At 45.2% G+C, this 18,327-nt stretch carries 20 protein-coding genes; 15 read left to right on the forward strand and 5 right to left on the reverse strand.

Annotated features, from left to right (window positions below; all coding sequences use genetic code 11):
• Positions 1-107 precede the first annotated feature (107 nt).
• From ACDJ59_RS07290 to ACDJ59_RS07300, 3 genes are all read left to right on the forward strand, one after another.
• The gene (locus ACDJ59_RS07290; RefSeq protein ID WP_413408102.1) at positions 108-878 is read left to right on the forward strand and encodes an ABC transporter ATP-binding protein; all 771 of its coding nucleotides are present in this window, start codon (positions 108-110) and stop codon (positions 876-878) included.
• Positions 853-2,814, forward strand: a complete 1,962-nt coding sequence (locus tag ACDJ59_RS07295) for an ABC transporter permease (RefSeq protein WP_413408103.1) — start codon at positions 853-855, stop codon at positions 2,812-2,814. Before ACDJ59_RS07290 ends, ACDJ59_RS07295 begins: the two co-directional genes overlap by 26 nt.
• Before the next feature lie 140 nt (positions 2,815-2,954).
• On the forward strand, positions 2,955-3,299 hold the full coding sequence (locus tag ACDJ59_RS07300; RefSeq protein ID WP_413408104.1) for a cupin domain-containing protein: 345 nt from the start codon (positions 2,955-2,957) through the stop codon (positions 3,297-3,299).
• A gap of 142 nt (positions 3,300-3,441) precedes the next feature.
• Here ACDJ59_RS07300 and ACDJ59_RS07305 read toward each other — a convergent pair whose 3' ends face one another.
• On the reverse strand, positions 3,442-4,143 hold the full coding sequence (locus ACDJ59_RS07305) for a Crp/Fnr family transcriptional regulator (protein ID WP_413408106.1): 702 nt from the start codon (positions 4,141-4,143) through the stop codon (positions 3,442-3,444).
• A gap of 177 nt (positions 4,144-4,320) precedes the next feature.
• On the opposite strand from ACDJ59_RS07305, the gene ACDJ59_RS07310 reads away from it, so the two are divergent.
• Positions 4,321-5,043, forward strand: a complete 723-nt coding sequence (locus tag ACDJ59_RS07310; RefSeq protein ID WP_413408107.1) for a ZIP family metal transporter — start codon at positions 4,321-4,323, stop codon at positions 5,041-5,043.
• A 131-nt stretch (positions 5,044-5,174) separates the two neighbouring features.
• On the opposite strand, the gene ACDJ59_RS07315 is transcribed toward ACDJ59_RS07310, so the two are convergent.
• Together ACDJ59_RS07315 and ACDJ59_RS07320 are read right to left on the reverse strand one after the other, a co-directional pair.
• Positions 5,175-5,876, reverse strand: coding sequence for a Crp/Fnr family transcriptional regulator (locus ACDJ59_RS07315; RefSeq protein ID WP_413408109.1), 702 nt, complete (start codon positions 5,874-5,876; stop codon positions 5,175-5,177).
• Positions 5,877-5,932: 56 nt separating this feature from the next.
• Positions 5,933-6,931, reverse strand: a complete 999-nt coding sequence (locus ACDJ59_RS07320) for a multicopper oxidase domain-containing protein (protein WP_413408110.1) — start codon at positions 6,929-6,931, stop codon at positions 5,933-5,935.
• Positions 6,932-7,210: 279 nt separating this feature from the next.
• Here ACDJ59_RS07320 and ACDJ59_RS07325 point away from each other — a divergent pair, with 279 nt between their 5' ends.
• The 7 genes from ACDJ59_RS07325 to ACDJ59_RS07355 are packed head-to-tail and all read left to right on the forward strand — an operon-like array spanning position 7,211 to position 12,125.
• Positions 7,211-7,687 (forward strand): hypothetical protein, encoded by a 477-nt coding sequence (locus ACDJ59_RS07325; protein WP_413408112.1) that lies wholly within the window; start codon positions 7,211-7,213, stop codon positions 7,685-7,687.
• 45 nt (positions 7,688-7,732) lie between these two features.
• Complete coding sequence (locus ACDJ59_RS07330) at positions 7,733-8,383, forward strand: hypothetical protein (RefSeq protein WP_413408113.1); 651 nt, start codon at positions 7,733-7,735, stop codon at positions 8,381-8,383.
• On the forward strand, positions 8,380-8,940 hold the full coding sequence (locus ACDJ59_RS07335) for a hypothetical protein (protein ID WP_413408115.1): 561 nt from the start codon (positions 8,380-8,382) through the stop codon (positions 8,938-8,940). Before ACDJ59_RS07330 ends, ACDJ59_RS07335 begins: the two co-directional genes overlap by 4 nt.
• Before the next feature lie 45 nt (positions 8,941-8,985).
• Positions 8,986-9,720 (forward strand): SMI1/KNR4 family protein, encoded by a 735-nt coding sequence (locus ACDJ59_RS07340; protein ID WP_413408117.1) that lies wholly within the window; start codon positions 8,986-8,988, stop codon positions 9,718-9,720.
• A gap of 21 nt (positions 9,721-9,741) precedes the next feature.
• The gene (locus ACDJ59_RS07345) at positions 9,742-11,043 is read left to right on the forward strand and encodes a hypothetical protein (protein WP_413408118.1); all 1,302 of its coding nucleotides are present in this window, start codon (positions 9,742-9,744) and stop codon (positions 11,041-11,043) included.
• Positions 11,044-11,075: 32 nt separating this feature from the next.
• Positions 11,076-11,498 carry a hypothetical protein gene (locus ACDJ59_RS07350; RefSeq protein ID WP_413408119.1) on the forward strand — a complete coding sequence of 141 codons (423 nt, stop codon included), beginning with the start codon at positions 11,076-11,078 and terminating at the stop codon, positions 11,496-11,498.
• A gap of 51 nt (positions 11,499-11,549) precedes the next feature.
• A complete protein-coding gene (locus ACDJ59_RS07355; RefSeq protein ID WP_413408121.1) occupies positions 11,550-12,125 on the forward strand; it encodes an SMI1/KNR4 family protein in 576 nt (191 codons plus the stop codon).
• 91 nt (positions 12,126-12,216) lie between these two features.
• Here ACDJ59_RS07355 and ACDJ59_RS07360 read toward each other — a convergent pair whose 3' ends face one another.
• Positions 12,217-12,561 carry a hypothetical protein gene (locus ACDJ59_RS07360; RefSeq protein WP_413408122.1) on the reverse strand — a complete coding sequence of 115 codons (345 nt, stop codon included), beginning with the start codon at positions 12,559-12,561 and terminating at the stop codon, positions 12,217-12,219.
• A 94-nt stretch (positions 12,562-12,655) separates the two neighbouring features.
• On the opposite strand from ACDJ59_RS07360, the gene ACDJ59_RS07365 reads away from it, so the two are divergent.
• Together ACDJ59_RS07365 and ACDJ59_RS07370 are read left to right on the forward strand one after the other, a co-directional pair.
• A complete protein-coding gene (locus tag ACDJ59_RS07365; RefSeq protein WP_413408123.1) occupies positions 12,656-13,729 on the forward strand; it encodes a leucine-rich repeat domain-containing protein in 1,074 nt (357 codons plus the stop codon).
• 165 nt (positions 13,730-13,894) lie between these two features.
• Positions 13,895-14,677, forward strand: a complete 783-nt coding sequence (locus tag ACDJ59_RS07370) for a cupin domain-containing protein (protein ID WP_413408125.1) — start codon at positions 13,895-13,897, stop codon at positions 14,675-14,677.
• Between the two features lie 690 nt (positions 14,678-15,367).
• On the opposite strand, the gene ACDJ59_RS07375 is transcribed toward ACDJ59_RS07370, so the two are convergent.
• Positions 15,368-16,414, reverse strand: a complete 1,047-nt coding sequence (locus tag ACDJ59_RS07375) for a Rieske 2Fe-2S domain-containing protein (protein ID WP_413408126.1) — start codon at positions 16,412-16,414, stop codon at positions 15,368-15,370.
• 408 nt (positions 16,415-16,822) lie between these two features.
• On the opposite strand from ACDJ59_RS07375, the gene ACDJ59_RS07380 reads away from it, so the two are divergent.
• Both ACDJ59_RS07380 and ACDJ59_RS07385 read left to right on the forward strand, forming a co-directional pair.
• Positions 16,823-17,269 carry a carboxymuconolactone decarboxylase family protein gene (locus ACDJ59_RS07380; RefSeq protein WP_017687833.1) on the forward strand — a complete coding sequence of 149 codons (447 nt, stop codon included), beginning with the start codon at positions 16,823-16,825 and terminating at the stop codon, positions 17,267-17,269.
• Between the two features lie 33 nt (positions 17,270-17,302).
• Positions 17,303-18,238 carry a sigma-70 family RNA polymerase sigma factor gene (locus ACDJ59_RS07385; protein ID WP_413408129.1) on the forward strand — a complete coding sequence of 312 codons (936 nt, stop codon included), beginning with the start codon at positions 17,303-17,305 and terminating at the stop codon, positions 18,236-18,238.
• Positions 18,239-18,327 lie beyond the last annotated feature (89 nt).

Consider the following 18,327-nt stretch of genomic DNA (forward strand, 5'->3'; position numbering starts at 1 on the left):
AACGGGCTGTAAGGGAAGTTTAAGGTAATTCGATAGCACCGTTAGGGGAGGTCGGTTAGGATAAGAATAGAATTAAGGTATAAAGAATGATTAGGAGGGAATTACGCATGGAAATGTTACAGGTATCAGGACTGAACAAAGTATATCAGGGCAAAGTGCAGACTCAAGCCCTTAGTGATATTCATCTGACAATCAAGCAAGGTGAGTTTGTGGGTATTATGGGCCCGTCGGGCAGTGGCAAAACCACATTGTTAAACATGGTCTCCACCATTGATGAACCCAGCTCAGGCAAGGTGCTGATTAATGGTATGAACCCGTTTGATATGAAAAAGAAAGAACTTGCCATGTTCCGACGTCGGGAACTCGGATTTGTCTTTCAGGATTTCAATCTGTTGGACACGCTGACGGTTGCTGAGAATATTGTACTTCCATTGACACTGGACAAGGTCAAACTGATGGAGATGGAGAGCAGACTACATCGCATTACAGCCAAGCTCGGGATTGATCACATTCTGGATAAACGAGTCTACGAAATTTCGGGCGGACAGCGACAACGAACAGCCATTGCGAGATCCATGATCAATATGCCTTCGATTGTTTTGGCGGATGAACCAACCGGTGCCCTGGATTCTACGTCATCCCAAGCGGTCATGGAGTCGCTTGAACAGATGAACCAGCAGGAGAAAACGACCATTATGTTGGTCACACATGACCCGCTTGCGGCAAGTTATTGCAACCGCATCGTGTTCATCAAGGACGGAAAACTGGCAGCCGAGGTACACCGCGGAGATAATCGACAGACGTTCTTCCAGCGTATCATTGATACTTTATCCTTCTGGGGAGGGAATTCACATGAGCTTTCCTCAGTTCGCGTTTAATAACATTCGCCGTAATGGGCGAGCGTATATTGCTTTTTTTCTAAGTAGTGTGTTTATGGTCATGATTTTCTTCGCGTATGCGGTATTTATCTATCATCCATATGTGGCAGAGTTGCCAATGGGTGACACAACCGCTACGGGGATGCAGATCGCTTCGGTTATTGTGTATGTGTTTGCATTTTTCTTTGTTATGTATTCCATCAGTGCATTTCTCAAATCACGGAACAAAGAGTTTGGCATCCTGACCATACTTGGTGCCGAGCCCAGGCAGATTCGGAGATTGGTCATTTTGGAGAACATGTTGATCGGTTGCCTGTCTATTATTGCCGGTATCGGCGGAGGTATGTTGTTGTCTAAGCTGTTCCTGATGTTAACCACTCGTTTTATCGGGATGGATGATCTGCCCTTTTATTTTCCGGTGAAAGCGATTCTGATTACGATCGGGGCCTTTCTGTTATTATTTTTCTGCATTTCACTCTTCACATTGGTTTTTATCGGAAACAAACGGACGTTAGAACTTTTGACGGGAACCAATAAACCTAAAAAAGAGCCCAAAGCTTCATGGTTCTTCTCACTTTTGGGTTTTGCATTACTTACAGTAGGTTTTGTGGTACTCCGCAGCGGGTTAAATGGCGGAACCATCATGACTGCAGCTGTAACAGGGATAGCGGGAACGTATTTTTTCTACTCTCAACTGTCTGTCCTGATCATTCGCTTATTGAAACGTAATCGTAAAACCGTATGGCAGGGTACACGTCTGTTATGGATCTCAGAGATGAGTTATAAAATGAAGGATAATGCCCGCATGCTCTTTATGGTGACCGTGGTGATTGCGATTGCTTCAATGAGTGCAGTTGTAATTTTGTCACTGGATCAGGAGAACCGGGAGCAGTTTACAAACAACGATTTTGCAATTCAATACAATGTGTACACACCTTCGGATCAAATGGATATGAGCACTATTGATTCGAGACTCGAAGCCGCGGGCTTGGATTATCAGCAAATGTATCTGGAGTACTTCTGGTCTGATGCGGATCAGAGTGCTGTCTCGGTCATGTCGCTCAGTCATTACAACCGATTCAATACAATCCTAGGAAAAAAGACATTCCAATTGGATTCAGACTCAGCATTGTTCGTAGATTCACGTAGTGAGAAGGATCAGGCTCAGATTGATCGCAACAGGTTTCGCAATTATATGGAAGGAGACACCTTGACCTTGAATCTGGAAGCTGGCTCAATGCAAGCAATAGTTAAAGCTACGGATGTTGAGCCACGGTTTGCAACCCTGATCTATTCAACAGGTGTAGTTGTCCTCCCAGATGAGAAGTATGAAGAGATCACACAACAGATCATAGGAAACAGGTTATCTGGCAAAGTTCTGTATCAGATTCCTGCATGGGGTCATGCTGTACCTGACAGGCACTCCTCGGAAGCCATGGTTAGCGATCAGCTCCTGTCGTCCGCAGATACCATTAGAAGCGATAATGCTTCTTCGGATGAGAATTACTCCGGGTTTCTGACCACTCGATATGGAGATTTTGAGAGATACAGACAGGGTACAGCACTCTTTACCTTTCTGGGCATATTTATCGGATTAATCTTCTCCATCTCTTCTGCAAGCTTTCTGTATTTCAGACTGCATACCGATCTTGAAGCGGATGGAAGGATGGTGCATTCTCTTTCGAAAATGGGTCTCAGTTTCCAGGAAATGAAACGATCATCCACCGTTCAGATTGCTATTCTGTTCTTTTTACCGATCGGGGTAGCTATCATTGAAACTTTGGTTGTAGTTAAGCCATTCCTGACTGAATTCGGTATTACCAATTATACGATGCCGGTATTGACTGTATTTGGTGCCTTTGTACTTGCACAGACGTTTTATTTCATCATTATACGTTCGAGATATATCGCTTCTCTGCGCAAAATGATGGTGTAACCATCTTAGAAACAAACGGTCATGAGGACCGACCCATGAGTTGTTCATTGCCCGCATTTCTTGATTCAGATCAAGGAAACGCGGGCTTTTTTGCGATAAGATGAATGCATTCACAGATTATATTATCGAGGAGGACGATTATGATGAGTATCACGTCATTGCAAGAAGTTAAAACATTTAGTGAGGACCGGTTTACGAAACGTGTTTTATTCCAACAGGGTGGTGGAGTGACCTTTGTACTTCATTTTCTGCCAGGACAACAGCTTCCCGTTCATAAACATCCGGGAACAGATGTTATTTTGCTTGTGGTTGAAGGCACAGGCACACTTATTCTGGATGGAAAAGAACAAGCGGTGAAACAAGAGGATGTGATCCATTGCGGCGGTGAAGTCGAGTTCGCATTCCATAATACAGGAGATCAGGAAGTTCGTTTGTTCGTGGTGTTAAACAAAGTGCCAGCAGCATCCTATGCAAAGGACATCTAACATCTAATATCAAGGAATCGATAGAATGATTCACTGATCGGCACTTAATATAAGGGAAACTCTATTCTGGAGTTTCCTTATTTATTTTTTTAAGAATACTCTTCTCCAAACAAAACAAAAAGCATACCTGAGTGCAGGGTGGTCACGTATCCCTTTGTTGCTTCAAAGCTTGCAAATCATGAATGATGATCTGGTTGCGATCCACTTCGAGCAAATTCTCTTTTGTAAGCTGGTTTAAAAGCCGATTCGCTGTTTCCCTTGTTGTACCAATGGAATTGGCAAACTCCTGATGTGTCATGGGCAGGTTGATGATAACTTGGTCTCCATGCATATGTCCGTGCTGCTCTGCGAGCATAAGAAGGAAGGAAAGCACACGATTGCGTACATCCTGACCAGATAGTACCTGCAATTTATCCTGTAATTCTCTTATTTTATCACCGAGTACACGCATAATTTTGATCGCAATTGAAGGTGTATTCAGCATTAATCGTTCGAAAAGTCGGACAGGTATGGCTAGTAGTTCGGTAGGGGTAATGGCTTCTGCGGTAGCCGGGTAAGGATGCGCATTAAAGAAGCCGGTGTGTGGGAACATATCTCCTGTTTTGAGGAAAGAGACAATCTGTTCATGCCCGTTCTCATCGGTTTTATAAGCCTTTACAATGCCGGTACGGATGAAAAAGACAGCTTCTTTTTCGCTTCCTTCGCTGAAAATAACCGATTTCTTCTGAATACTTCTGGAAATGGCGATATCTTCGACCTGTTTTAATTCATCGGGGCTAAGGTCCTGGAAGATGGGGAACTGTTGTAGAAACTCCGCTGTTGTATCTTTGTTTACCCTACTCATGAGAATCTCTCCTCTCTATGTTCATAGTTCTGAACGACGACATCATTTCATCATAACGTGATTTTTAAACACATCAGGTGATATAGATCACCGTAAAGCCACATCACTGTTTTTGATTGCTCAACCTGGGTTAATGGAATGATAGAATATGATTAAACAAGAGAGGGGTCGGCCCGGATGTGGACTGCATTCATGTGGGGCGGCATCTCTGCCTCAGCGGTTGTCATTGGCGCACTCGCAGCATTGTTTCTGAAGATACCCAAACGAGTTATTGGCTGGATCATGGCTTTTGGGACAGGAACATTAATTGGTGCAGCGACCTTTGAACTTCTCGGAGATGCGCTGAATGATGGAGGAATTATACCTACCGCCATTGGATTTACGGCGGGTGCCGTCGTGTATACCCTGTTTGACCTGCTCGTTTCTGCAAAGGGAGGCGCAGGGCGTAAACGTTCGGCAAAGTCCGGAGAATCGAACCAAAGCGGGCTCGGGATCTTTGCAGGAACAGTAATGGATGCTATCCCGGAATCCATCATGCTTGGTGCCAGCTTACTGGCCGGTAACGGTGTCAGTGTGGTCCTAGTAGTATCCATCTTTGTCAGCAACATTCCTGAAGGTCTGTCCAGTACGGTTGGACTACAGGGCAAGTACAGTCGTGGCAAAATCATATTAATGTGGCTGAGTGTACTGTTGATCTCCGCGATTGCAGCACTGGGTGGATATCTGTTTCTGGAGCAGCTTCCAGAGGAGATGGGTGCAGCGATTGGTGCATTTGCAGGTGGCGGAATCATTGCTATGATCTGCTCGACGATGATGCCGGAAGCCTTTGAAGAAGGTGGGCCTGTTGTAGGTTTGATTGCATCCATGGGATTGCTTGTGTCGCTGTTGTTGGATCTGTAGATGCCGGAATAAGCTTCCGATCTATGAGTTGAATTTATATAAAAAGAGTATCCAAACAGAGTGTTTTCTGATTGGATACTCTTTTTTTGCCAAAACAGCTTCTTCCGCATTCGCAATTTTCCTTACCTAATTTATTGAATTCGGGCAGGCGGTTCAATTTTTTCCCTAAGCTGCTCCAATTGCAGAATAAGGATACAGTTCCCTGTAACCTGAAGCAGTCCCTGAGTTTGCATCATAGTAAGTTTGCGACTTAGTGTTTCGGGTGTAATCCCGAGCAGCAGAGCCATATCTTTTTTGAAAACAGGCAAGCGGATCTCATGTTTTGCATGATTTCGGGTATGAAAATACAAAAGCAACTTGGCAATCTTCTGTTCGGTTGTCATCGCACTGAGCGAGCTGTTCCATTCATCGGTTTCACGGAGCAGCTTGGAAATGGCAAGCAGGAAATGATAAGCAAGCTTCGGATCATGTTCAAGTAATTGGTCAAAGTCATGCTTGCTGATAGAGCAGATGGCTGAAGGCTCCAGAACTTCGGCGTTCGCGGCATGTGGTTTTTGGTGTAACAGGGAATCTTGTCCGAAGAAATCTCCGGGAAACAGAAACCGGATAATATGTTCCTTGCCATTTTCATTGTATTTGGATAACTTCACACATCCCTGATGAACCACATAAAGCGTATCGGAGCGTTCGCCCTCCTGGACAACAACTTCGCCTCTGTTATATTTGCGGGTATGCAGAAGGGAGATCAACAAGGCAGCTTCGGATGGATCAAGATGCTGGAACAGAGATACTTTGGAGAAACAGGCATCCTTCGCTTCGTGTGTACAGATCATCGTTTAATCACCTCGAATTGTTCAGGATAGGTATAGCCATTATCTATTGTCATGTCTCAGTGAGACATCGCGGGTCCACCATGATCCGTACCATCCTTGGTCACACGCAGAACAGCGGCAGCGCCTTTGGCTACATGGTTGAACTGATGGGTTACAATCGCATAATCACCTTCTTCGGTCACGGTGAACTCTACGACAGCTCCACCACTTGCGGGAAGCATAACCGTCTGTATTCCATACTGGATGTTGCGTGGATTCCCATCGGTATACACACGGTCCATAATGGTACCCACAACGTGGAAGGATGAGACTTCATTGGGTCCGGCATTACTGACATAGATTCGCACCGTATCTCCTACTTTGGCTAACAGAGGATGTTTTACTAATCCATAGTCATTGCCGTTAAATACGACATAATCCGGTTCCCCGTTCAAAAAAGCTTCATAATCATGCTCTTTATACCATTCACTCTGAACAAGGGTATACTCACGATCAATCAAGTGAGCGGAAGGGTATCCTGCTTTGGGTTCCACAATAATCATGCCGTACATCCCGTTTGCGATATGGGCAAGGACCGGTTTGGTTCCACAGTGATACATGAATACACCGGGTGAGGAGGTTGGATAGGTGAACGTGCCTTCCTCGCCTGGCATAACATCAATAAACTTGCTGCTGGGAGCAGCATGTACAGCGTGAAAATCCATGGAGTGAGGCAGGCTGGAATCTTTATTTTTTAACGTGAACACCAAGGTATCTCCCTCGGTCACTCGTAGGACGGGTCCGGGAACGGTACCATTAAATGTCCAAGCGTTGTATATCACTCCTTCGGAGATTTCGACATCTGTAACCTGGGCCGTCATTTCAATATATACCGTAGTACCTTCTCTGCGAATGATCGGGTCCACCGGGGGTTGACTGATCGCAGAGGAGGAGGAGGAGGAGACTTCATCGTGGTGAACAGGTTTAACTGTATCGGTTGAACTACAGTGAGAGAGAGTTGCTGTGAATATAGCGAATACGAGTGACCATTTATATACATTCAGTAAGGAGAACATAGTTGCACAACCTTTACTCAAGTGATGTTTTTCACAATCTAAAAAGCAGGTTTTCTTTCATTTCAGTAGTTATTTAGTTATAGATTACGTTATTGAGGTGGGGACGGGTGTGATGAGGCACACACTTGGGTATGTCGTATTAGAGGCATTTCCAACAATCTGTCTTCAATTCTTGTGCTGAGGAACGGAGTTTCATATAATTTTAGAGAGATGGATTGGTAAATGTTGAGTATTTTGACGCGGTGTGTGTCATAGTTTCAGAAGAAAGGTGGATACAGGATGAAACGTTTCGAAGATGAAGGTGCGTATAAGTATAGTTTCTATTCGGTTCTTCGACGGGGAGAGCGGATTGATGTGAAATGTCCAAATTGCGGTGGACACGCATCTATTGATCAACGGAATGGTCAACTGGGATGGAAGTGTTACGAATGTTACGCTCAAGCTTTTGAAGAACCAGTATATCAATATAAAGCCAAGGGGAATTGCGCTGTATGTGAACGTTGGTTTAACGTGGAAGTCACAGACGAGAAGAAGACGTCTCACCGATCGACGCATGTGGAATGTCCGCATTGTGGTTCTATGAATCGGGAGCATCTGAATTATCTCATCGCTTATGTCTCCGCAGATCTGCGTGTAAAATACGGAAATATGCCTATACGAACGGCTTCACATAGTATTCCGGCTTATATCAAGGATGCGAAGAACAGGGATGTGGTTGTTCGTACACTGTCGAAGCTTCAGCACAAGACTGGATAAGACTGAAAGGGAAGATAAAACGTTAAAGCTGCAAGGAGAGAAGATATGAAACTACGCGTGAAATTGACTATTTTTGCAATCATTCTGGGAATGTTGATGATTCCGGCTTATTTTATTTTACAGACATTTGGTGTATTTCAAAAAGAGACAGTCTTATCTGACTATGCTCTCGCCGTTGATGTTAATGGCAAGTCCTACGGAGCCTGGCCGCTTATTAACAGTTATGCAGCGATGGATAAAGAAGAGGATAACCGTCAGTTTTATTACCGGATCGATGTGAGTCATATCCAATACCTTTTTAATCTGGCATATCAGGAGTATGAAGTGAAGCCCGGTGGGGACAATCCGTATCTGGCTGGTACTGTAAACTATGAACACACGGACCACGCCTATGTGCACACCGAGAAAAAGTACGAGAACGCCAATGATTTTAGAACCGTTTTGAATCTGTATGATCAGGATGGGCAGGTGATCTACTCCTACGATAACACTGGCAAGGGAGATAAACAGCTCGTACAATCCATTATTCATCAGGGAATGAGTCGTAACAGTGGTGGTAGTAGCGAAGCTGCCCGCGATCCGTATATCAATATTACGGCGCTATTCCGTGACAAGCTGAATATCGATGTGAAACTGACGGTAGATGAGGAACACAAAGTGGTGACCATTCGAATGAACAAATCGGAGGCGAGATGATGAATGAGTATGGTGTCCAACACGGACCTGCTTATCTGGAAGGATTAATTAGGAAGGAAGCGGACATTAAATCCGATGAAGTGGAGTGGAAAGGCAAACTTCAAACGAGTGATGGTCATGATAAATTCCATATTTTTTATTATGGTGACTTAACGGAAGATGATCTGATTACCTGGCATGATTCGACACCGCTCCTTGTATATGCGGAGCATACGGTCACGGGTGAGCGCTATCTGCTCATTGATACCGCCAAGCATGGATATGATGCCATGTTATGTGAGACCTATTCGGAAAAAGCACTACATGACAGACCCCTTCGTCCTTATCTGGATGTTGAAGGAGAGGACATTTTTGAAGTAGAGTTGACGGCCTACTACAATGTGCCTTGGGATGAAGAGTTTGCCGAAGATGTAGATAAAAATGGTGCATATGAACTGATCACGGGAGAGCGCATGCATTTTGATCAGGTCAAGCGTGATGGATATGATGCTTTTGCCATTCGCATTCTGAATCGTAAAGGGGTATGGACTGAAATTGTACAGGAAGAACTGGCTTAGATTCTGAAAACGATTGAACCAAACTGAGATGGGAGATGTCGACTAATGTATATTGTATCCCGTGTACTTAAGCCGGTTCCAACAGAGGAACTGGATCACTTTGAACAACAGCACGGCATCTCGCTACCTTTATCATACCGCACCTGGATTGAGCACTACGGGGAAGGTACATATACGGGGTGGATGAATGTGCAGAGACCGGACCCAGAAGTGTTGAAGCCTTTTGTTGAATATGATTTTTGGATACATACGGATGATTCGCCTATAAGTCAGCATCAACTTGAACAGTGCATCTCCATCGGCAGTTCTGTAGATGGAGATTTCCTTGCTGTTCATCCGGAAGTTGAGGGGCTGTTGTGGCTACCGCGTCATGATGAAAATATCACCTTATGGACATGCTCGGAGACTGAATTTGGCGAAACGCTGGACCGGATCTATTGTGGGTATTACCATCAGGATAAACCAATAACGCCACTTTACTTTGAGCCGTGGAATGAGCTGCGGAAACATACGTTTTACCATTTTTCAGGGACGGAACAGGGAAGCTCCATGAAGGAACTCGCCGATACATGCAAAACAGAATTTAAGTGGGATGCTGTGTTGGAGAATGAGTACATGTGCAAGATGTTCATGGTGTCGATGGGAGGATATTTACGATTTAACTATGCAACTGGGAGAGAAGTTGCCCTGTTCTATGAAGAAAAGAATGGTGCGGAGGAGGCGACGGATAACGAAATCAGTTTGTTCTTGCAGGCACATCATTGTACTGCATATGAATAGGGGCAGAGTGGAGGGATACCAATGAGTTGGTTAAAGGAAGACATTGCGGAACAATGGCGCAATGAAGGCAAGCGTTATGCAAGGGATGTCAATGCATTTGTCCGGAGAAGTATGCAGGGAGAGCAACCGGATGAATCCGAGCTGGAGGGAGACTCCAGAAGCGGAATGAGTACTGAAGTATTCCAGATGGTGAGACAGGCCAATCTCCACGGTGACTTGGAGATGCTCCGACGTGAGCTGCCCGCAGCGACGTGGCCATTGAACGAGGCGTTTCAGGCTTCCATGCAAGCGGTCAAAGTTGTAGGTTATCTGAACGAGGAAACGATTGTATGTAATACGGGGATTTTCACGGAGAATAGTCAGATATATACGATGGATCAGCACGGATGGCAGTTGATCTCGCCATATACTTTTGCAGGTTGCTCATCAGACGGATTGGACTATACGCTTGCAGGACCGGAAGGGATTCGTGTCATTCGTCAGCCAGATCGCAAGTTGGAAGGACAGGAGATAGCGACATTTCGATGGGAAGATATTCAAGCCCGGATACAGTCGGCATTACCTCGGATTGAATCACTTGCGGACTGTGAGCATCCCGAACGGACACTTGAAGGAATAATACCTATGGATGAAGGCAGAGCACTACTCATACATTCACGATACGGGATATATCTTGTAACGCAAGATCAATTGACCTTACTTCATCCGGATCTGGCAGAGATCGAAGAATATGAGCTAGAGGATACACAGATAGATATGGGGCATGCAGCGGTATCTCGGGATGGTAGATGGATTGCCTATGGCAGCCAAGGAAGCAATCATATGGTGATGGACCGTCGGCTGAGCAAGACATACTCTCTCTATCCAGAATCGAGCTACCCTCATTATGCAGCATTCACCAGTGATAACCAGACCGTCTGGTTTAACGCATGTCATTTCTATAACGGGGTCACGATACAGGTCCAGCTGAAATCAATTGCAGGCAACGAAACGAAGGAAGATTGGCCAGTGATGGATGAGAATGCACGTGTGTATGCAGCAGTGGAAATAGAGGCGGGCATGGTGCTTGGAGATGCATACGGTTATCTGTATTGTGTGAATGACAAGGGTGAGGAAGTATGGCGCCATTTTGTGGGTAGTACGATTTATTCTCTCGCCGTATCACCAGAGCGATCCAAACTTGCAGTTGGCACATATGGTGGCATGCTGCATGTGCTCGATCTCCGTTCGAAAAAGATGGACGAGTACGGGATCGGCACGGGTACCCTTCGTGAGCTGGAGCGGTATGTGTTGTGGCGTGGAGAAGAACCTCTGCGCTGGTGAGGCAGCATGACAACCTGTATAGGGGTGAAGGAATGGAACGTGAAGAGGCAGTAATGTTATTAAAATGTCATGCTTTTTCCTATGAGGATCTGAGTCATCCCAAGATGGAGAACGGTTTTCTTCGCAGTCTGCGGCCTTTTCGTGGACATTTGATTGAGGAGAATTTTCATGAGTTGATGGAGATATTGCAAGTTCTGGCACCAGAACTTGCACGGCCTTCACTGGATCGGGAAGTCATGGCATGTCTATGGGGAATTACTCATATGGCACGCGCCTGGGCCGTTGAAACTGATGGTATGCTTCGCAGCAACAATCTCATTTCGGACGAACAGGTGGCGTTGATGGAACAATGGCTTAATTTGTTATCTTACGCAGTCATGATTCTGATTGAAGGTGGCGGAGAGGAAGAGGCGTTTTGGGAATATCATCAATATCTACAAGAAGAGAAGAACTGAGATAGGGGAGGTGTGGTGAGATTGGAGCCGAATGTAACATTATACGTGCTAATGGACGAGCTAAATCGCTTGTTAGATGAGAAAATACAGGATCAAGAGATTCGACAATTGTTTGAAGAATATCAACAGCGGGAAGGTGCATCCGAGGAAAGTCTGGATCTATTCGAAAAGGAGTATGGCGTCCGGCTGCCTGGCGATTTTCGTGCCTTTTACCAAAGGAAAGACGGCAGTGGCTACGGGTTGCATGTGCTGTACTCGGGTGATGCCGAGACGGGCAGATGTACACCCTTTTATCTGATGTCATTGGAAGAGATTCGAGAGACCAAACAATACTTCTGTGAAGTGGATGAGAAGCTTGAAGAGTATTATTCTGCCGAAGAGATCAGCCAGCTGGACCCGGAGATCAAACCATACCTTTTCCATAAACCATGGATTCCTTTTGCAACAATCGCGGGAGGTTCACTGTATCTGATGCTCGATTTTGATCCAACGGCGGAAGGCACGTATGGGCAGGTTATTATGTACGTGCACGATCCGGACTTTGTTTATTACCTTACACCTACCTTCACGGATCTCCTCAGCATGTCGAACCGTAATCTGAAGATGATGGATGAGATCACCTATTAAAATCCTACACGATTAGACAATTCCTTCAATAATAAAGAAGCTGCCGAAGCAGCTCCTTTATCTGAACAAGTATTTTGAATGAGTCTAATGATTACCACTGGAAGAAACGATGTCCGTGAAATCCTCCGCCTGGAGGTCCTCCGTGTCCACCGGGACCACCCGGACCGCCTCCATGAGGTCCGCCTGGATAGCCACCTCCGTGAGGTCCACCGGGATAGCCACCTCCTGGGAAATGACCAGGGTGTCCACCGGGGTGACCACCGCCGGGATAGCCACCATGCCACCAAGGACCACCGATCGGATATGGTAGTGGAACAGGAACGATGGGCGGGTATGGATAGGGATAAGGGTAAGGATACGGTGGGGGTGGCGGATAATAAGGGTAAGGATAACCCGCAGATTGCGGGGATGAAACTGAACCAGGGCCGTATGCCATGTAATAAGCCTCCAATGACTGGATTGATGATATCAGCCTATGCCACAGTGGTTTCAGATGATACAGCAGATTGAAGATTAATGAATAATGAATAATGAGTAATGAGGGGGAACATATGGTAGCCGTAGCTTTTCACACTGATCCAAGAGGAACTGCCTATGAACTGTTGATTGACGAATTGATCGAGAAGGCAGATCGTTTTATGCTGGTTGACAGACAAAGGTACGAAGAGAATGAGATACCGGAAGTAGCTCGTGTGTTAGAGAGATTGAAGCCCTATCTTGTGGAACGTGCTACGATGGAAGAGATGATGCTGAAAAGCGGAGCCTATTATTCCGAAGGCACCTATTATACATATCGCTGTACGCCGGAATCGGGTCAAGTGCTCAAAGAAGAAGCCAATCGTTTTCATGATTGGTGTTATCCGTCATTGCCGGACGATCTTTGCTTTATGACAGAAGACGGAAATGATTATTTTTTCTCTGTGGCCCATGAGCATATGTACGGCATGAGGATTACATACAAAGAAGCGAGTGAACTTATGGAGCGGATTCCAGGGTTGTTCTTTGAATTGGACCGTCATAAGGAAATTGATCATCTTCTGGACGATGCGATCAGGCATCAGACCGATAAGCTGGATATCAGCTTACATGGTTTAAGTGAGCTTCCCGAACGAATTCGGGAGTTGAAACACTTGAAGGAGTTGACGATTTTTGAGCAGAATCTATACTCACTCCCTGCAGGTCTGTTTGAACTTACTTCATTGGAAAGATTGGTCATTACAACGCTGGATCTGGAACGTATTCCGGCAGAGATCGGGAAACTGAAGCAACTTCAAGAGTTAAGAATTTATTGTGGCAGCCCTTTTGAATCTGCACCTGGTTGGAGGCCCAAACCACAAACTGAGTTGGGATTAAATTGTATCCCGCCTGAGATTGGTGAATTAAGTGAGCTGAAGTATCTGGAGATAGTATATTCTGGTATACGTGAACTCCCTCCAGAGTTGGAAAAACTTAAGAATCTGCGTGCTTTACTGGTGACAAATGCACTGATTGAGGGAACTCCGGATGTTGTCACAAGAATGCACTGGCTGGAGTATGTAGACTTAATGAATATTCCATTTGGTACCCATTGGGAAGAAGTCTGGGAAATGAAAAAGAACATGTAATAAATAGGGCCCTGCTCGGGATGTCCGAGTCAGGGCTCATTGTCTACTCGTTAATAACTTGGCGGAAATGGGCTCACGTATCTGGGCGCTGGGCATAAGCTGGCATATAGGTTATGACCTAAACCGAGAGCGAAGGGCAGGCGTTTTATTTTGGCAACCTCATACATGGATTACACTTTACCAACCACCGAATTTACTTACGATTTGAGCAATAACCCGTTATTCAAGAAGGATGAGAACAACTATATTAACGCTCTTTCCATCAAGCAGTTAAACACACTGGGCAATGTTTCTTTACTGGATATTTTCCTCAACACGGGCAATGTGGTTGAACCACATACGCATCAGAATGCAACGGAGTTGGTATACTGCATCAACGGTGCGGCAGTTGTTTCCCTCATCAATCCGTTTACCAACGAGCTTCTTCATTTCCCGATTACTCCGGGGCAGGTGGCTAACGTTCCTCAAGGCTGGTGGCACTATGAAGTGGCTACTGCAGATCATACACACTTACTGGCAGTTTTTGATGCTCCTGTTCCTGAGGCGATATTTGGCTCAGACACCTTACGTCTTACACCTGCAAAACTTTTGGCTTATACGTACTGTCTGGATGAGAAAAAAGTTCAAGAAGCGCTGGCTCCCATTCAAAAAACAGTGATTATTGGCCCGCCGGCAGATTGCCAGCCTTCAACTGCTCCTGCCTCTAACAGTGTTCCAAATGAGAATCATCAGCCTTACGTAATGCCTAATGTACAACCCAATGTACAGCCAAACATGCAACCAAACATGCAGCCCAACACACAGCCAAACAACCAACCAAACATGCAACCTTACGTGAACCGTCTTCCGTATTGGGGCACTTGGGTTGATCCACGTATTATTCATGAGCCGGGCTGTCCGTATTATAGAGAGCTTCCTGTGAATACGAATAATCAAGAGGAAAGATGACGTTCCTGAGGCGAGGTTTATCTAATACACATAAGTATTTCAGTTAAATTAGGTATAACAAAAGAAGCGTCCGCAAAGGAACGCTTCTTTTGTTGATTAAAGGTGTCTTCAAACCTGCTGAAAGCTGATGCATACCTGAACGTGTCCGGAGCATGGTAACGAATCGTAAGCGTCTTAATCAAGGATTTGAGGCGTGCTCAGAAATCTAAAGAATCTGAGACACGTTATATCAGAAGAAACAGCCGTTTGACATGTTTTTATCGGGGGATTTTGGGAAATAACATGTCTGGAGTTCCTTACAATTTTAAATGAGGACCTAGAGGACAAATAAGATGTCCTGAGTTCATAAGAAATTTTTCTACCCATTCCCCAGAGACCGCAGGATGGTACTTCAAGACTTTATAGGCGCTGACATCCATCATCGATAGCTTGCCTGAGGTTGAAGAACACCTATATATGTTCAACTAAACATTTACACGATAACGGAGAGGGCAGAAATAACTTGAAGAAGCGGAGCGTTCGCCTAAAAGCTTTCTAAAAGAAAGCTACATCGGAAGCATACGCTATCACCGGATTTTCCTATGAAAAATGGAATAAAAAAATCTGGGGATAACAGCGATCGTAAAGTTATTCTGCCATCGGAGTGCCAGTGTAAATATATTCATTAGTTGAACTTATATATGATTTAATTTACGATGTGTAATTTCGTCCCAAGCCAAGCTCCGTTAACAATTGACGATAAGCAATCGAAGTACGGTCTGCGGGAATATGGGCTTCGGCATGCAGATCAAGGGGCAGATCCTCCGGCTTCTGTGACTCGACCATCTCGCGGTCTTCTTCAAATACCTGTAAGTTGAACTTGATTGTGTCTTCAATCGGAGCGTCTTTGTCAAAGTTGCGTGTGATTGGACAGAATAAACGTGTATAACGGGCAGAGATCGGGGAAGCACAATTCAGAATGTTCAGCTTGTCGTCTCCTGGGAAATGTACCGTCAGAGAAGCCGCAAAAGGTGGGAACACCCGAAACTCGCGCAACCATTGGAAACCTTCAGGTGCAACAAGATCTTGCCCTTTTCCATAGTTACTCACCGTACTCCAATACTCGGCCAGTAACTCATTACCTTCGCGTTTCACTTTGTATTGGGGGACTTCTGTGTTGTTTCGGTCACCAAACGTTTCCGTATGCACATAGGCAAAATGGGATACATCCAGGAATCCCTCCATTTGTCGTCCAGAGGAACCAGCAATGTCAAAGTTGGGTGGCAAAATATTGATATAATCGGGATCATCCCATCCAGGGAAGGAGGGGATTTGTTCTTCTGTTCCTGCCAAAGTGGTCCATATTAAGCCATAACGTTCGACTGCCGGGTACACAATGAGTTTGAGCTTAGGCGAGATCTTGGAGCTTGGGTGCGCAGGAACTACGGTACATTTTCCTTCACAATTATAACGGAAACCATGATAAGGGCAGACAATCTCGCCATTTTCTACCCAGCCTTTACTAAGTGGAGCCCCGCGGTGAAAACAAAGATCCTTGGCTACCACAACCTGATCATTACTGCGGTAGAGAACCAGCTTCACATCGAGTAATTGAGCAGCCAGGGGTTTGTCTGTTACTTCGGTTGCTTGGGCTACCGGGTACCAATATTGGGATAATACATGCCAGTCTTCAGCGGTGAACGTACACCCTCTAGGTAATTCGGACGTCACATTACGGTTTGCATTGGAAGTTATCATAGGAAACACTCCTTGCTGATATGGATAAACGATTCTCTTTTTAATGTCAGAAAAGTTAACTTGATTAGCCGTATGTTACTACTCTTTTGGTCAAAGTATCAATATATCCAACCTACTTTTGGTTGAAATCACAAACGGTACAGCAAAAACCGTACATGAATACGGGAAAACGCGGATTTTTCTTACGTTAGATGTTAATTTTATAGAATGAGGACAGACATTCAGTATGTTATTTCTTTTACTGATTGATGGCTTTATGGAGGTTTACTGTTTAGAATTTGCAGTGTGAATATCCGTTAGTTGAGCAATCATTCTTGTGGGCATAAAAAGATTTTCGCAAAGAATGTCACAGATCCCGGCGGTCATTTGTCTACAGTATGTAAACCAAATGACGGAGGCGAATGAGAAATGAATTTAAGAACGAACTACAGAGTAGCGAGTCCAGGCGCATTTAAAGCGATGATGGCGATGGAGCAATATATATCCGGGCAATTTGAGAATAAAGTGTTATACGAGTTGTTGAAAATCCGCGTGTCCCAGATTAATGGCTGCGCCTTTTGTCTCGATATGCATGCCAAAGATCTGATGAAACTGGGAGATTATGCGGATCATATTTTATTGCTGAGTGTGTGGCGTGAAGTGGCTTTCTTCACGGATCAAGAACGTGTTATGCTGGAGCTGGCTGAAGCGGTGACCCGAATCTCGGAACACGGTGTACCACTTGCGTTGTACGATAAGGTTCGTGAACATTTCAGTGAATCCGAACTGGTGGATCTGATCCTGGCCATTAACACGATTAATAACTGGAACCGGATTGCGATCACAACTGGGATGTATCCGGGTTGCTTTAACTAAAATACACGCACCATGCCAGAGGGGGCCATTCTTATGAATTCCAATCTCCACGCCAATGAGCCAGATGTGTCTTCTCTGGATGTTGGTGAGTTGTATATTCGTTATAAAAAATATGCATTTTCAATAGCTTACCGCATGTTGGGCAGTGTGGTAGAAGCTGAAGATATTGTGCAGGATTGCTTTGCGGGGATTCAGAGCACGTCTGCTCAGGATATTCGTAATCCCAAGTCCTACATCGCCAGATTAATTGTGAACCGAAGTTTGAATCTGCTAAATTCCGCCCGTAATCAGCGGGAAAGTTATGTTGGTGAGTGGCTGCCAGAGCCGATGGGTGACAGTGAAGAGGCGAACATGCCAGAGGAAACGATGGAGAAAAAAGAGCTGATCTCCTACGCCTATCTGGTCATGTTGGAGCGTCTATCGCCCATGGAACGGGCTGTTTTTGTCCTTCGTGAAGCGTTCCGATATGATTATTCCGAAATAGCGGATTGGCTGGGCAAAACGGAGAGTAACTGCCGTCAAATCTTTAGCCGCGCCAGACGAAATCTGCCGGAAAGACTTCCACCGATCGAGCAGAGTGATGCGGATATGATAGCCAAAGGTGAATTGCTGAGCCGTTTTACAACGGCTTTCCTTCGTTATGACGTCTCTGCCATGCTCGAGTTACTGGCAGATCAGCCTGTATTTACATCAGATGGCGGTGGCGTTGTGCATACGGTTATGAGAACAATGAACGTTCACAAGGGTGTGCTTGCACTCTTGACCTCACGGCGAGTCCTTACGCGATTGCGTGAAAGAGAATGGGTACCGATGTGCATCAATGGCGAACTTCAACTCGCGTTGATGAAAGAAGGGCAGTTGTCCGAGGTACTCTGTTTGGAGTTGGACACTTCCGGAGAGCGGATTGAGGGCGTGTATCTCGTTGTAAATCCGAACAAACTTACATCAATAGACACTTCAACTCTTTGATCCAAACGTAAGGACTTGATATGTAAATTTAAAAGCGGCAACCTCTGTCACGAGGATTGCCGCTTTTTTGGCATTCACATTTTGCGATT

It is taken from the genome of Paenibacillus amylolyticus, from assembly GCF_047302515.1.
GTDB lineage: Bacteria > Bacillota > Bacilli > Paenibacillales > Paenibacillaceae > Paenibacillus > Paenibacillus amylolyticus_G.

Bases quoted from the DNA above. Each gene is read 5' to 3' on its own strand.
- ACDJ59_RS07375 (WP_413408126.1), bottom strand. From the start codon at position 16,414: ATGATAACTTCCAATGCAAACCGTAATGTGACGTCCGAATTACCTAGA.
- ACDJ59_RS07290 (WP_413408102.1), top strand. From the start codon at position 108: ATGGAAATGTTACAGGTATCAGGACTGAACAAAGTATATCAGGGCAAA.
- ACDJ59_RS07365 (WP_413408123.1), top strand. From the start codon at position 12,656: ATGAGTAATGAGGGGGAACATATGGTAGCCGTAGCTTTTCACACTGAT.
- ACDJ59_RS07340 (WP_413408117.1), top strand. From the start codon at position 8,986: ATGTATATTGTATCCCGTGTACTTAAGCCGGTTCCAACAGAGGAACTG.
- ACDJ59_RS07350 (WP_413408119.1), top strand. From the start codon at position 11,076: ATGGAACGTGAAGAGGCAGTAATGTTATTAAAATGTCATGCTTTTTCC.
- ACDJ59_RS07300 (WP_413408104.1), top strand. From the start codon at position 2,955: ATGATGAGTATCACGTCATTGCAAGAAGTTAAAACATTTAGTGAGGAC.
- ACDJ59_RS07325 (WP_413408112.1), top strand. From the start codon at position 7,211: ATGAAACGTTTCGAAGATGAAGGTGCGTATAAGTATAGTTTCTATTCG.
- ACDJ59_RS07360 (WP_413408122.1), bottom strand. From the start codon at position 12,561: ATGGCATACGGCCCTGGTTCAGTTTCATCCCCGCAATCTGCGGGTTAT.
- ACDJ59_RS07380 (WP_017687833.1), top strand. From the start codon at position 16,823: ATGAATTTAAGAACGAACTACAGAGTAGCGAGTCCAGGCGCATTTAAA.
- ACDJ59_RS07315 (WP_413408109.1), bottom strand. From the start codon at position 5,876: ATGATCTGTACACACGAAGCGAAGGATGCCTGTTTCTCCAAAGTATCT.
- ACDJ59_RS07320 (WP_413408110.1), bottom strand. From the start codon at position 6,931: ATGTTCTCCTTACTGAATGTATATAAATGGTCACTCGTATTCGCTATA.
- ACDJ59_RS07355 (WP_413408121.1), top strand. From the start codon at position 11,550: ATGGACGAGCTAAATCGCTTGTTAGATGAGAAAATACAGGATCAAGAG.
- ACDJ59_RS07335 (WP_413408115.1), top strand. From the start codon at position 8,380: ATGATGAATGAGTATGGTGTCCAACACGGACCTGCTTATCTGGAAGGA.
- ACDJ59_RS07370 (WP_413408125.1), top strand. From the start codon at position 13,895: ATGGATTACACTTTACCAACCACCGAATTTACTTACGATTTGAGCAAT.
- ACDJ59_RS07385 (WP_413408129.1), top strand. From the start codon at position 17,303: ATGAATTCCAATCTCCACGCCAATGAGCCAGATGTGTCTTCTCTGGAT.
- ACDJ59_RS07310 (WP_413408107.1), top strand. From the start codon at position 4,321: ATGTGGACTGCATTCATGTGGGGCGGCATCTCTGCCTCAGCGGTTGTC.
- ACDJ59_RS07330 (WP_413408113.1), top strand. From the start codon at position 7,733: ATGAAACTACGCGTGAAATTGACTATTTTTGCAATCATTCTGGGAATG.
- ACDJ59_RS07345 (WP_413408118.1), top strand. From the start codon at position 9,742: ATGAGTTGGTTAAAGGAAGACATTGCGGAACAATGGCGCAATGAAGGC.
- ACDJ59_RS07295 (WP_413408103.1), top strand. From the start codon at position 853: ATGAGCTTTCCTCAGTTCGCGTTTAATAACATTCGCCGTAATGGGCGA.
- ACDJ59_RS07305 (WP_413408106.1), bottom strand. From the start codon at position 4,143: ATGAGTAGGGTAAACAAAGATACAACAGCGGAGTTTCTACAACAGTTC.